This window comes from Microbacterium gorillae (assembly GCF_000826185.2).
Classification (GTDB): domain Bacteria; phylum Actinomycetota; class Actinomycetes; order Actinomycetales; family Microbacteriaceae; genus Microbacterium; species Microbacterium gorillae.
This window is the reverse complement of record NZ_LN648872.1, coordinates 95,415-108,797: the sequence shown is the minus strand read 5'-3', so window position 1 is coordinate 108,797 and position 13,383 is coordinate 95,415. Positions and strand designations below refer to the sequence as shown.

Annotated in this window: 10 protein-coding genes; 4 read left to right on the top strand and 6 right to left on the bottom strand. The window is 71.1% G+C overall.

The window, feature by feature from the left end; translation table 11 throughout:
- Positions 1-153: 153 nt before the first annotated feature.
- Positions 154-2,007: a chorismate-binding protein gene (locus BN1193_RS02425; protein WP_040163806.1), complete on the top strand. Its 1,854-nt coding sequence runs from the start codon at positions 154-156 to the stop codon at positions 2,005-2,007.
- Positions 2,008-2,019: 12 nt separating this feature from the next.
- Here BN1193_RS02425 and BN1193_RS02420 read toward each other — a convergent pair whose 3' ends face one another.
- Entirely contained in the window at positions 2,020-3,306 is a 1,287-nt protein-coding gene (locus BN1193_RS02420; protein ID WP_040163805.1) for a M50 family metallopeptidase, read from the bottom strand.
- A 61-nt stretch (positions 3,307-3,367) separates the two neighbouring features.
- Here BN1193_RS02420 and BN1193_RS02415 point away from each other — a divergent pair, with 61 nt between their 5' ends.
- A complete protein-coding gene (locus BN1193_RS02415) occupies positions 3,368-4,990 on the top strand; it encodes a Mur ligase family protein (RefSeq protein WP_040163951.1) in 1,623 nt (540 codons plus the stop codon).
- Between the two features lie 201 nt (positions 4,991-5,191).
- Here the strand turns inward: BN1193_RS02415 and dxr are convergent, their stop codons facing one another.
- Positions 5,192-6,274, bottom strand: a complete 1,083-nt coding sequence (gene dxr, locus BN1193_RS02410) for a 1-deoxy-D-xylulose-5-phosphate reductoisomerase (protein WP_040163803.1) — start codon at positions 6,272-6,274, stop codon at positions 5,192-5,194.
- 86 nt (positions 6,275-6,360) lie between these two features.
- Positions 6,361-7,320 (bottom strand): FKBP-type peptidyl-prolyl cis-trans isomerase, encoded by a 960-nt coding sequence (locus tag BN1193_RS02405; RefSeq protein ID WP_040163801.1) that lies wholly within the window; start codon positions 7,318-7,320, stop codon positions 6,361-6,363.
- Between the two features lie 118 nt (positions 7,321-7,438).
- Here BN1193_RS02405 and BN1193_RS02400 point away from each other — a divergent pair, with 118 nt between their 5' ends.
- On the top strand, positions 7,439-8,215 hold the full coding sequence (locus BN1193_RS02400) for a lysophospholipid acyltransferase family protein (protein ID WP_040163799.1): 777 nt from the start codon (positions 7,439-7,441) through the stop codon (positions 8,213-8,215).
- Between the two features lie 3 nt (positions 8,216-8,218).
- Here BN1193_RS02400 and BN1193_RS02395 read toward each other — a convergent pair whose 3' ends face one another.
- Complete coding sequence (locus tag BN1193_RS02395) at positions 8,219-8,686, bottom strand: OsmC family protein (RefSeq protein WP_040163797.1); 468 nt, start codon at positions 8,684-8,686, stop codon at positions 8,219-8,221.
- Positions 8,687-8,737: 51 nt separating this feature from the next.
- On the opposite strand from BN1193_RS02395, the gene BN1193_RS02390 reads away from it, so the two are divergent.
- Positions 8,738-9,727: an asparaginase gene (locus BN1193_RS02390; RefSeq protein ID WP_040163795.1), complete on the top strand. Its 990-nt coding sequence runs from the start codon at positions 8,738-8,740 to the stop codon at positions 9,725-9,727.
- 9 nt (positions 9,728-9,736) lie between these two features.
- Here the strand turns inward: BN1193_RS02390 and BN1193_RS02385 are convergent, their stop codons facing one another.
- Positions 9,737-12,493: an FtsK/SpoIIIE domain-containing protein gene (locus BN1193_RS02385; protein ID WP_052460353.1), complete on the bottom strand. Its 2,757-nt coding sequence runs from the start codon at positions 12,491-12,493 to the stop codon at positions 9,737-9,739.
- Between the two features lie 55 nt (positions 12,494-12,548).
- On the bottom strand, positions 12,549-13,337 hold the full coding sequence (locus BN1193_RS02380) for a PP2C family protein-serine/threonine phosphatase (protein WP_040163948.1): 789 nt from the start codon (positions 13,335-13,337) through the stop codon (positions 12,549-12,551).
- Positions 13,338-13,383: the final 46 nt, after the last annotated feature.

Sequence of the window (13,383 nt, the reverse complement as noted above, 5' to 3'; positions counted from 1 at the left end):
CGCGTCCGCTGTGATAGGTTCAGCGCATGTTCGCGAACCTGTCCTGGTGGCCCGCCTGCTGAGGCGGTGTTTCGCGTTAACGATTCCCAGACCGCCCCGCACCGGGCGGTCTTTTTCGTCTCGACGACGTCCGCCCCCGACCAGGAGACGCTCATGACCGCGCTTCCCACCGCCCCGTTCGCACTGCTCGCCCGCGAGGGCTCCTCGGACGTGGAGATTCTCACCGGCGACGTCGTCGACGTCGACCTGCTCGCCGACATCCCCCTGCACCGCGCGGACGGCACACCGCAGGAGGTGTTCGCTCTGGTGCCCTATCGCCAGGTCCGCGAGCGCGGATTCGAGGCGCACGATGACGGCGTGCCCTTGCGGTGCCTCGTCGTGTCCGGACACGAACGTGTCCCGCGCGCGGAGCTGATGTCGCAGCTGCCGACGGCAGCGGTGCCACTCACCGACGCCGGCTTCGACATCACCGACGAGGACTACGCCGAGATCGTCCGCCGCGTCATCGCGGACGAGATCGGCCGGGGCGAGGGCGCGAACTTCGTGATCCGCCGCGACTACACCGCGGGCGTCGACGCCGACGCGACGACGGCGGCGCTGACGTGGTTCCGTGCGCTGCTGGAGCACGAGCGCGGCGCCTACTGGACCTTCGCCGTCGTCACCGAGGGTCAGATCGCCGTCGGTGCGAGCCCCGAGGCGCACGTGTCCGCACAGGGCGGCATGGTCACGATGAACCCGATCTCCGGCACCTTCCGCCACCCGGCCGGCGGCGCGACGAAAGCCACGCTCACCGAGTTCCTCCGGTCCACGAAGGAGACCGAGGAGCTGTTCATGGTGGTGGACGAGGAGCTGAAGATGATGTCCGCCGTCTGCAGCGACGGCGGACGCATCACGGGTCCGCATCTGAAGGAGATGTCGCGCCTCACGCACACCGAGTACATGCTGCGCGGTTCCAGCCGGATGGACCCGCGGGACATCCTGCGCGAGACGATGTTCGCCCCGACCGTGACCGGTTCGCCGATGCAGAACGCGTGCACCGTGATCGCCCGACACGAGACCGGCCCGCGCGGCTACTACTCCGGTGTCGCGGCCCTGTTCACGCCGAACGAGGTCGGCGGGCACGACCTGGACGCCCCGATCCTGATCCGTACGGCCTATCTCGTGGACGGGCGTCTGCGCGTCCCGGTCGGTGCGACGCTCGTGCGCCACAGCGACCCCGACGGCGAGGTCAGCGAAACGCACGGCAAGGCCGCCGGCGTCCTGGGAGCGATCGGCGCGGTCCCGCGGGACGTGCCGGCCGCGCCCGACGACGACGCGCCGACCGAGCCGCGGATGCCGCTCGGCTCCGATCCGGAGATCGCCGAGCTGCTGAGCTCGCGCAATGCCCGCCTGGCTCCGTTCTGGTTGGAGGCTCAGGCCGGCGGAGCGGGACGATTCACGGGGCGCAGTGCTCTCGTGGTGGACGCCGAGGACCGCTTCACGACGATGCTCGCCCACCAGTTGCGCCACCTGGGACTCGACGCCCGCATCGTGGCGTGGGATGCGGTGACCGAGGCTGAGGTCCGGGCAGCGGATGTCCTGGTCGCGGGTCCCGGTCCGGGCGACCCGCGGGACCCGACCAGCGCACGGGTCCGGCGGATGCGCGACGTCGTGGCGCTGCGCCGCTCGGCCGACGCACCGCTGGTCGCGGTGTGCCTCAGCCACCAGATCCTCGCGGACTCGGTCGGGATCGAGCTGTCACCCCTGCCGAGCCCGCACCAGGGCGTGCAGAAGGACGTCGAGGTGTTCGGCACGACCGCCTCGATCGGCTTCTACAACACCTTCACCGCCCGCGTGCCGGCCGGAACCACCGCAGTGGCGGACCTCGAGGTCTCCGCTGACGCGGACGGCGCCGTGCACGCGCTGCGCGGTCCGCACACGGCGTCCGTGCAGGGCCACCTGGAGTCGATCCTGTCCCGGGACGGCATGCGCACCCTGGAGCAGCTCATCGCCCACGCCGTGTCCTGAGTCGAGGACCCGTCAGAAGAGCTTGACGGGGTTGACCAGGTCGGCGACCAGGAGCAGGGCGCCCATCACGATCAGCACCACCACCACGACGAAGGTGAGCGGAACCAGGCGGGTCGCGTCGGTCGGCTTGGGGGCGGCGCGCCCGAAGAGCTTCGCCCAGCCGCGCTTGATGCCGTCCCAGAGCGCCACCGCGACGTGGCCGCCATCCAACGGCAGCAACGGGATCAGGTTGAACACGAACAGCGCGATGTTCAGCGAGCCGACCAGGGAGAGCATCGCGCTCACGCGGGTCGCGATGGGCGCATCGGTGGCGGCGACCTCGCCGGCGATGACGCCGACACCGACCACGGACAGCGGTCCGTTCGGGTCGCGCTCGGACCCGGTGAACAGCGAAACCGCCACGCCGGCCAGCTTCTGCGGCAGCTGCACGATCATCGCCATGACCTGACCGGTGTTCTCGATCGCCAGCTGCGGACCGGCCCACAGGGGCTGCGGGGTCAGTCGCGAGGTCGGGTTCACGCCGATGAGTCCGACCTTCTCGGTCGTCGTGGTGCCGTCCGCATTCGTCACGGTACGAGCCCCCAGGCGAGGCGTCACCTCGACCGTCCGACTGGTTCCGTCCCGCTCCACGGTGAGGGTGAGCGTCTTCTCCGGGGAGGCGGCGATGATCTCGCTCATCTCGGCGAACGTGGACACCGCCGTGCCGTCGATCGCGGTGATCGTGTCGCCCGCCTCCAACCCCGCGGCGTGAGCCGGCGATTCCGGATCGGTCGCCGCGCACGCGGACGCGGTGGTCACGCACGGCTGCACCGTGGCCAGCGTCGTGGTCGCCTGCTGGATGCCGAAGCCGCTGAGGACGATCGTGAAGATGATGACGGCGAGGATGAGATTCATCACCGGCCCGCCGAGCATGATGATGATCCGCTTGTACATCGGCAGCCGGTAGAACGTGCGGTCGTCGCCGGCCTCGAGGGTCTCATCGTTCGCGGAACGCGCGTCCTGGACCATCGTGGCGAAGAACCCACCACCCGCGGCACCGTTCCGAGCCGCCTGCTTCGGTGAGGGCGGGTACATCCCGGCCATCGAGATGTAACCACCGACCGGGAACGCCTTGAAGCCGTACTCGGTCTCGCCCTTGCGTCGAGACCACAGGGTCGGACCGAAGCCGATCATGTACTGCCCGACCCGCACGCCGAACAGCTTCGCCGGGATCAGGTGACCGAGCTCATGCCAGGCGATGGACACCGCGAGTCCGACGAGGATCACGAGGAGGCCGATGATGAAGGCGAGGACGGTCACCGGGTGAGAGTACCGCGCCCAACTTATGGAACGCCCGAGGCGTGGGATGATGGTTCACGCCATGAGCAGTGATTCTCCCGCCCCGAACCTGCCGCCGGTCCTCCGACCCGAGAACCCGCCGCAGCGCTCCCTTCGTGACCTCGCCGACCGCTTCGGCACCGATACTCGCGGGGAGGTCGACGGCGTCACCCTGACCGGACTCACGCTCGCCACAGCCGACCTGCGCGCCGGTGAGGCGTTCGTCGCCATTCGCGGCGTGAACCGGCACGGTGCCGAGTTCTCCGCGCAGGCCGCGGACCAGGGCGCGGTCGCGGTGATCACGGACGCCGACGGAGCCGACATCGCCGCCCGGACGGGACTGCCGGTCGTGATCGTGGACGACCCGCGCGGTGTGCTCGGTGCGATGTCCGCGTGGATGTACGCCACCGGCGCCGACGATGATCTGCCGCTGCTGTTCGGCACCACCGGCACCAACGGCAAGACCAGCGTCTCCCACCTGCTGGAGGGCATCCTCAGCCAGATCGGTGTGGTGACGGGCCTGTCATCCACCGCGGAGCGGCACATCGCCGGTCAGGTCATCGTCTCCCGTCTCACCACCCCGGAAGCGAGCGAGTTCCACGCTCTGCTGGCCCTGATGCGCGAACGCGGCGTGGAGGCCGTCGCGGTGGAGGTCAGCGCGCAGGCGCTCAGCCGCCACCGGGTGGACGGGCTCATGTTCGATGTCGCGAGCTTCACGAACCTCAGCCACGATCACCTGGACGACTACGCCGACATGGCGGAGTACTTCGAAGCCAAGCTGCCGCTGTTCCAGCCCGACCGCTCCCGCCGTGCCGTCATCAGCCTGGACTCCACCTACGGCGTCCGCGTCGTGGAGAGCGCCGGCATCCCGGTCACGACGATCGGTACGCCGCTGATCGCGCCGGACCCCGAGGCCGCCCGCGCCGCCGACTGGGTCGTCGACATCATCCAGGAGCGCCAGTCCGGCACCACGTTCTCGCTGACGGCGAAGGACGGACGCACGCTCACCACCGTCGTTCCCGTGATCGGTCCGCACATGGCGGCCAACGCGGGACTCGCGATCGTCATGATGCTCGAGGCCGGCTACGACTGGAACCGCATCGTCACGACGCTGGAGCGCGACGGCCAGATCACCGCATACCTGCCCGGACGAACCGAGCTCGTCTCCGGCGAGAGCGGCCCGGCGGTCTACGTCGACTTCGGCCACTCCCCCGATGCGTTCGAGAAGACGCTCGGCGCGGTCCGTCGCGTCACGCCCGGCCGGGTCGTGATGCTGTTCGGGGCCGACGGCGACCGCGATGCCACGAAGCGCCACGATATGGGCCGTGCCGGCGTGGAGGGCAGCGACATCCTCGTCATCACCGACCACCACCCGCGCTTCGAGGAGCCGGGCGGCATCCGCGCCACCCTCATCGAGGGCGCCCGCATGGCCCGTCCGGATGCCGAGATCCACGAGTTCTCCCCGCCCGAGACCGCGATCGTCGAGGCGATCAAGCTCGTGGGCGACGGGGACGCGATCCTGTGGGCCGGCCCCGGCCACCAGGACTACCGTGACATCCGCGGACAGCGCACGCCCTACTCCGCTCGGGAGCTGGCGCGACGTGCCCTGCGCGACGCCGGCTGGCCCGTCCCGGAGCCCCGCTGGCCGGTCCCCTACACCGACTGACCCGCGCCCGTCCCGGGCCCCGCTCCCCCCAGCGGACTTCCTGCAGAACCCGTCATCTCCTGCGCAACCGAGGGGCCATTCGGGGCGCCGCCGGGGCAGGGGCCGGGATAGGACGCGTCAGGCGCTGCAGAACCCGTCATCTCCTGCGCAACCGAGGGGCCATTCGGGGCGCCGCCGGGGCAGGGGCCGGGATAGGACGCGTCAGGCGGCGGCGATGAGCTTGTCGGCGCGGGCTCGAGCCCAGGTCTCCGCTTCGGCGAGGGACTCGCGGGTGAGTTCGTCCGGGGCGTCGTGCGCGTCGACGACGCGGGCGATGGTGTCCACGATTCCCGGGAAGCTCAGGCGCCCCTCGTGGAAGGCGTCCACGGCCTGCTCGTTGGCGGCGTTGAAGACGGCCGGGAACGTTCGGCCGGCCGTGCCGACCCGCTTGGCGAGCGCGACGGAGGGGAACGCCTCGGTGTCGACGGGTTCGAACGTCCAGGACTGCGCGGTCGTCCAATCCAGCGGCCGGCCGACGCCCCCGACGCGGTGCGGCCAGTCCAGGCCGAGGGAGATCGGCAGGCGCATGTCCGGCGGCGAGGCCTGCGCGATCGTGGAGCCGTCGATGAATTCGACCATGGAGTGCACGATCGACTGCGGATGCACGACCACATCGATGCGCTCGTACGGCACGTCGAAGAGCAGGTGCGCCTCGATGACCTCGAGACCCTTGTTCACCAGCGTGGCCGAGTTCGTCGTGACGACACGGCCCATGTCCCACGTCGGGTGCGCGAGGGCTTCGGCGGGCGTCACCTTCGTCAGCGACGCGCGGGAGCGGCCGCGGAACGGACCGCCCGAGGCGGTCACGACGAGGCGGCGCACCTCCGCGTGCTCCCCCGCTCGCAGCGCCTGCGCGATCGCGGAGTGCTCGGAGTCCACCGGCACGATCTGACCGGGTGCGGCCAGAGACGTCACGAGGGAACCGCCGACGATGAGGGATTCCTTGTTCGCCAGCGCCAGGGTGCGGCCGGCCTCCAGCGCGGCCAGGGTCGGGCCCAGCCCGACGGAGCCGGTGATGCCGTTGAGCACCACGTCGGCCTCGACGTCGCGCACCAGCTGCTCGGCTTCGCCGGCGCCGAGGGCCGTGTGCTCGACGTGGAACTCGGCCGCCTGCGCCTCGACCATCTCGCGGTTGGTCCCGGCGGCGAGCCCGACCACCTCGAAGCGCCGGGGATTCGCGCGGATCACCTCCAGCGCCTGGGTGCCGATGGAGCCGGTGGAACCGAGGATGACGACGCGACGCATAGGACCACCCTAGGCGGACCGGTCCACCGGCGGAAAAAGACGGACGCGCCCTCGCGGAGCGGGAGAGCGCGTCCGTCACACGCCGGTCACTGCTTCGCGCTGGCCTCGATCTTCACGACGAAGGACAGGGTCTCGCCGACCAGCGTCTGGCCGCTGGCATCGATCTCGCCCTCCCCGTAACCGCACGCCGGCGGCATCGTGACGAGCACCGTGGAGCCGACCTTCTGGCCCTCGAGGGCACGCTTGAATCCGGTCACGACCTCGGTGGTCTTGAACGAGGCCGCCTCGCCCGATTCCCAGTTGCTGTCGAACACGGCACCGTCGGACCACTTCGCGCCGGTGTACAGCACGGAGACGTTGTCTCCCTCGCCGACGACGGCACCGTTGCCCTGGGTGAGAGTCTTCACCTCGATCTCGGACGGCCCCTTGGCGCCCTTGGTGATCTTGATGGTCGGTACACCCTTGTCGTTGAAGGTGACCTCCGGCTGCGCGTCGTTCGAGTCGGACACCGCGCACCACTTGTCCTTCGGCGTGACCTTGGTCACGTCCAGGACGAAGATCACGGCGCTGGACTGCTCGGTGGCCGGAACGGTGACCACAACGCGGGAACCGGCCGGGGCGCAGCCGAAGTAGCTGTTCAGCTGAGCACCCTCGGCGAGCTGCATCGCCGGCAGCGCCGGCTTGTAGCCGTCCGCCTGCAGGAGCTCGCCCGTTTCCGGGTTGAAGGCCGAGTAGGCGTAGGTGATCCAGTCGCCGTAAGCCGGCTTGGTCCCGCTGCCCTCGGTGACCACGGTGCGCTGCAGGTCGGTGATGCTGAGCTCGCCATCGAGGCTGATCTTCGCCTCGGAACCGACGTCACCGGAGACCTTCACCGCGTTCGATTCGGCGCCGGAGGCCGCGGCGGAGTCGCACAGCGAGACGGTGTCGGCCGTCTTCGAGTCCGCACCCCCGGTCGCGTCGGTGGAGCTCCCGCCGGTCGCGCACCCGACGAGGCCGATGGCCGCGAGCGCGATGACGGACAGGGACAGCAGGCGGCGTGAACGCACGAAAGCACCTCTCACAGGGGAAACAGGAGTCCCCATTGTGTCGCACTTCCTTACGTCTCCGCTGGGAGCGCCCACGGTCATGCCGGAGAAGGAATGCGCGGCGCGATACGATGTCCCAATGCCCTCTGACGAGTCGACCGTCTCCCCCACTGACGTCGAGACGCACAACGGTGACCGTGCGCCGGGGGCCTACGCGCTGGGTCGAGCGATCATCGCTCCCCTCGCTCGGATGATCTATCGTCCGCGGTTGGAGGGGCGGGAGAACGTTCCGCTGACCGGGCCGGTCATCCTCGCCAGCAACCACCTCTCCTTCATCGACTCGATCGTGATCCCGGTCGCGGCGCCGCGACCGGTCCAGTTCCTCGCGAAGGCCGCGTACTTCGAGGGCACCGGTTTCCGCGGCTGGCTCTCGCGGACGTTCTTCACCTCGATCGGCGCCAACCCGGTCCGCCGCGGCGCGGGGCAGGCGGCGCTGGACGCGCTCGAGCAGCAGCGTCAGCTGCTTGAGGACGGCCGAGCGATCGCCCTCTACCCGGAGGGCACGCGGTCCCTCGACGGCCGGCTCTACAAGGGACGCACCGGCGTCGCCTTCCTCGCTCTGCAGACCGGAGCGCTGGTCGTGCCGGTCGGGATCATCGGCACGGACAAGGTGCTGCCCAAGGGCGCGAAGGTGCCTCGGCTGACTCCGCGAGTGACGGTGCGCTTCGGCGAGCCGCTCGATCTCAGCTCGCACGGATCGGCCGAGTCCGGCCGTGCCCGCCGTCTCGCCACGGACGAGATCATGGCCGCCATCCACGCCCTCAGCGAGCAGGAGCTCGCGGGTGAGTACAACGAGGTTCCGGCGCAGACCCCGATCGAGAAGATCAAGCGCGCCCTGCCGCACGAGCGCCGCTGAGGCTCACTCCGCCGCGGTCACCTGCGGCTGCACGCGCACCGGGAAATTCACCGAGTTCGCGATGAAGCACCACTCGTGCGCGGGCTCGTGCGCCGCCACCGCGGCGTCGATCATGTCCGCCGATGCCACGACGACCCGGGGACGCAGCACGACCTCGGCGAAGCGTCCCCCGTTGCCCTCCGTGACCATGGCCCCCTCGGCGGCGTCGACGTAGGAGAGCACCACGATGCCGCCCGTCACGCACGCGTGCAGGTACGACAGCATGTGGCACGTGCTCAGCGACGACAGCAGCAGGTCCTCCGGGTTCCATCGGGTCGGGTCGCCGCGGAACGGCCGGTCCGCCGACAGCGCGAGCTCCGGTTTGCCCTCCACCCGCGCCGACACGGACCGCTCGTACGCGCGGTATCCGGAGCTTCCGGTTCCGGTGTTTCCGGTCCACTCGGCAGTGACGGCGTACGTGTGCTGGGTCATGCCGTCAGTCTGTCACGCGGGATGGATGCCCGGCGGCGGTAGGCTGTCCAGGTGCTGGAGACCTTCGCTGTGACAGATGCCGCCGAACTCGCCGTCCTCGATCGCAACGGATTCGTGGAGTCCCGCCACGCGGGTTCCGCTGTGGTCCTCTCGCCCGAGGGCGAGCCGATCGCCTCGCTCGGAGATCCGGACGCTCTCATCCTGCCGCGCTCGAGCATGAAGCCGATGCAGGCGCTCGGTTCGCTCACGGCCGGCGCCTCCCTCGCCGGGGTGCAGTTGGCCCTGTCCACCGCGAGCCACGCGGGTACCGACCGCCACGTCGAGGTGGTCCGCGAGATGCTGGCCGCCGGCGGTCTCACCCCCGACGACCTGGAGTGCCCTCCGGCGTGGCCGAGCGATGCCGACACGCGTGACGAGATGGTCCGACGCCACGAGGACCGCTCTCGCCTGCGGATGAACTGTTCCGGCAAGCACGCCGCGATGCTGCTGGCCTGCAAGGCGAGCGGTTGGGAGACCGCCGGGTACACCGACCCCGCTCACCCGCTGCAGGTGCACATCCGCGAGACCGTGGAGCGGTTCACCGGCGAGAAGGTGCAGGCCACCGCGATCGACGGCTGCGGCGCTCCCGTGTACGCGATGACGCTGCGGGGCCTGGCGCACGCGATCCACCGCATCGGCACCGCCTCGGCGCGCTCGCCGTTCCAGCTCTACCGCCTCGCCGGCGAACTGGTGCAGGCCGTCCGCGACAACCCGTGGACCATCGACGGACCGGGCCGATCGGACACCATCGCGATCGAGCGTCTGGGCGTGTTCGCCAAGGGTGGCGCCGAGGGGATCATGGTCATGGTCGCTCCGAACGGGACGACCGTGGCGCTGAAGACGCTCGACGGTTCGCTGCGGGTGGGCACCATCGTGGCGGCGAAGCTGCTCGCGAACGCGGGGGCGATCACCGAGGCGCAGTTCGATGACGTCTCCGGGGCTCTGGATCTCGACGTGCTCGGCGGCGGTCGTCCCGTCGGCCGTATCCGTCCCACGGTCTGAACCCGCCCGTCAGCTCGGATCGGGCCAGCGCACTCGCGTCGGAGGCGCTCCGCGTCGGATCAGCCAGTGCCGCTGACCGCGGGCGTACGGCGGCAATCGCCGCTCCCCCGTCAGCGCACGCAGATCGGCTCCGCACTCCGCGCCGATCAGCAGGTCACCGTCGCGACGGACCGCGTCCAGAATCGGCCAGGCGCGCTGCCAGCTCTCCGGGTCCCCGACCAGGAGAGCCGCCGGGAGGCGAGGGTCATCCGGACTCGCGATGGCCCCGACCGGAACCGGCGCTCGGCCGACCGCAGCCGCCCGCGCGTTCACCCGGTGTTCGGCGTCGCGCGTGATCAGTCCACAGAGTCCGGGGACCGGTGTCCATCGCGGCGCGGTGAGCGGGAACGACTCGACCGACGACGGGGTCGCGTCGATGAACTGCGCCTCCCGGCCGTCCAGATCCGCCCGCCCGGCGGGACGTGAGCGCCGATAGGACGCGCCGTCGGCTCCGGCCGTCAGGTGGTCGGTCAGCGTCGGCAGAGCCAGCACCGCGCGCCGCGGAAGCAGCTCGATGATCCGGCTCAGGGGGCCGCTGAGCCGCTGCGCGGAAACCGCGAACGTGGTCCCGGTGGCCGCACCCGAGCGCACCAGCGCCTCCCATCGGGCCGCGAATTCCGCCGCCCACGGCTCCGGCAGACGGGTCAGGAGAACGTCGAGGTCATCGCACAGCACCGCCGCCGGCGGGTCCTCCTGCCAGCGCCCGAGCAGGTCCCACGCCGCCTCCGGATCCGGGGGAACGATCTGCGGTTCGGCGCCGCACCGTCGCAGCGCCGCCGCGACGGCCGCCACGGCCGTGCTCTTGCCCGAGCGCGGGCCGCCGATCACCGCCAGTCCGCGCTCCCCCGGCCGCAGTGCGACCGCCGGCTGGCACTGCCGGTCCGGGTCGTCCGCGATCGCGATCACCGCGGGGTCGGCATCCGCGACCTCCGCGGCCGTCAACCGAACCGGCAAGGGCGCCAGCCAGGGGCGGTGCGGGTCGGTGGCGGGGGGATGCGCGTCCGCGGCGACGGACAGGTCCGCCGGCTCGGACAGCGCGATCCGCGTGCGGACGGGCGCATCATCCCCGCTGCGCCGGATGAAGGCGATCCCACGGCCGGTGTCGGAACCGGAGATGCGCGCGGCGTCGTCGGTCCCGATGACTCCCCGGCTGTCCTGCGCGTCGCTGACCCGCAGCGCGATCCGCAGCGGACAGTTCACCAGGGTCGCGTCGCGGACGGCACCGGCCACGCGCTGACCGCCCAGCACCAGATGGACGCCGAGCGCGCGTCCGCGCGCGGCGATGTCCGTGAACACCGGCTCCAGATCCGGGCGGTCACGGACGAGGGCGGGGAACTCGTCCACGACCACGATCAGGCGCGGCAGTCGCACGCGTTCGTCGGAGATGTCCCGCGCCCCCGCGGCGGCGATGACGCCCTCCCGACGACGCACTTCGGCGGTCAGGCTGCGCACCGCGCGTTCGGCGAGCTCCGGATCGAGATCGGTCAGCACTCCGGTCACGTGCGGCAGGCCGGTGAGGGCGTCGAACGAGGTTCCGCCCTTGAAGTCCGCCAGCATGAAGACGACCTCGTCGGGCCCGTAGGCGCGCGCGAGGGCCAGCACCCAGGTGACCAGGAACTCGCTCTTGCCGGCCCCCGTCGTGCCCACCACGACGGCGTGCGGACCATCCCGGACGATGTCCACCACCGCCTCCGCCGCGCCGGAACGACCGACCGCCACGCCGAGCACACTGTGGCGCGCGCCACTGAGCGCGCCCAGCCGGAGCACGTCCTCCGGGGCCGGTGCCAACGCGGCGGCGCGTCGGCGGAGGACGGCACTGACCCGTGCCGCCTGGCGCCGGGACACCGCCTCGGCGCGCACCTCGCCCGAGACCGCGCCCCGCGTCACGGTCGCCCGCAGGGCGCTGCCCACGTCGACGACGGTCCGGCAACCGGGCGGCAGGGCGGAGCCCGCGGCCGTGACCCAGATCGTCACATCCGCCTCACCCTCCTGGTCCGGGCGCGACGTCCGGGACACCCAGGCGATCGAGCGCGCTCCGACGCTCGGCCGGGCGTGCGGCAACGCGCCGATCCACTCCTCCTCCCCCGCGACGCGCCAGGTTCCCGGCGGATGGAGCGCGCACACCTGCAGCAGCAGCGCGCGAGCGACGGCCCGGGCGGCCACCGTGCCGCCGCGCACGCACACGTCACCGTCCAGCGGAAGCACGATCGGGGCTTCGGCGAGCAGCCGCGCGGCCGCGCGGAGTTCGCGCACCGCCGGGCGCTCGTCCCCGGCACCGACGTCGGTCTCCACCGTCACCGGACCGCGTCCCAGGACCACGGTGTCGACACGGTCCGGGTCGGCCCGCCACAGGTCAGCGGGAGCCGCGCAGAGTTCCGCCAGGCCCGGGTGGGTGCGCACCCGCTCGCGCCGCTCGGCATCGTGTCGTTCGGTCACGGACCGGTGCGCGCTCGCGACGGCCGCGGCGAATGCCCGGTCCTGCCGACGCCGTTCGGCGCGACGGCCGCGTGCCCGATCGAGCAGCCCGGCGCCCAGCATCAGCGGTGAGAGCACCGCGAACCAGAGCATGAAGACCGAGCCGGTGAGCGCCCACATCCCGCCCGCGGCGAGCAGGGGGACCACAGCGGCCACCAGCGGCAACGGCGCACGAGCGCCCTCCACCGGCGGCGGAGGCAGAACGATCGGAACCACGTCGGGACGGTCGCGCTCGGCGATCAGGTAGGGCATGCCTCCATCACGCCACGAACCGCTCGCGACCGGGGGCGCGCGCGATCCGTGGGGATCAGTCGGTGGGTGTGGAGGAACGCCGGACGTTCAGCACGATGATCGTGACGTTATCGCGCCCGCCGTTCTCCAGCGCGGCCTGCATCATCGCGTCCGCCGCCGCAGCGGGCTCGGGGTTCTCGGTCAGGAAATGCTGGATCCCGTAATCGGTGAGCTCCTTGGTGAGCCCGTCCGAGCAGATCACGAAGCGGTCGCCGTCCTCGATGTCGACGCGGACGTAGTCCGGGGTGACGCGCTCGCTCGGACCGACCGCACGCGTGATGACGTTCCCGTACGGGTGGTTCTCCGCTTCCTCCGGGCTCAACCGCCCGGCGGCGATGAGCTCCTGGACCACGGAATGATCGGTCGTCAACTGGTCGAGCTGGTCACCGCGCAACAGATACACGCGGGAGTCGCCGATGTTGATCGTCACCCACGATTCGCGGGACGCGTCGAGATCGAGGTAGACGCCGGTCAGCGTCGTGCCGGTACCCTCGTCCGTCGTCTCGGGATGCGAGACGATGTCGGACACCGCACGCGTCAGGGCCCGTTCGATGTTCTTCGGCGTGACCTTGCCCTTCTCGACCATGCCACCGAGGCGGTCGACGGTCGAGGCGCTGGCGATCTCGCCACCGATGTGCCCGCCCATGCCGTCTGCGACGACGAAGAGCGGATACGCGGTCAGAAAGGCGTCCTGGTTCGCGTCACGCCGCCGGCCGGTGTCAGTGACACCGTGCCAGGTCAGGGTGACGGTGTCGCCACCGGACAGCGTCACGACGCGGGAGTCGACGCCGACGGGATCAGACACGTGGAGGAATCCCCTCATCAGACATCCCCGCGTCGGATCGCGCGAG

Coding starts and splice junctions, on each gene's coding strand:
- BN1193_RS02400 (WP_040163799.1), top strand. CDS start 7,439: ATGCCCTCTGACGAGTCGACCGTCTCCCCCACTGACGTCGAGACGCAC.
- BN1193_RS02385 (WP_052460353.1), bottom strand. CDS start 12,493: ATGCCCTACCTGATCGCCGAGCGCGACCGTCCCGACGTGGTTCCGATC.
- BN1193_RS02415 (WP_040163951.1), top strand. CDS start 3,368: ATGAGCAGTGATTCTCCCGCCCCGAACCTGCCGCCGGTCCTCCGACCC.
- BN1193_RS02395 (WP_040163797.1), bottom strand. CDS start 8,686: ATGACCCAGCACACGTACGCCGTCACTGCCGAGTGGACCGGAAACACC.
- BN1193_RS02425 (WP_040163806.1), top strand. CDS start 154: ATGACCGCGCTTCCCACCGCCCCGTTCGCACTGCTCGCCCGCGAGGGC.
- dxr (WP_040163803.1), bottom strand. CDS start 6,274: ATGCGTCGCGTCGTCATCCTCGGTTCCACCGGCTCCATCGGCACCCAG.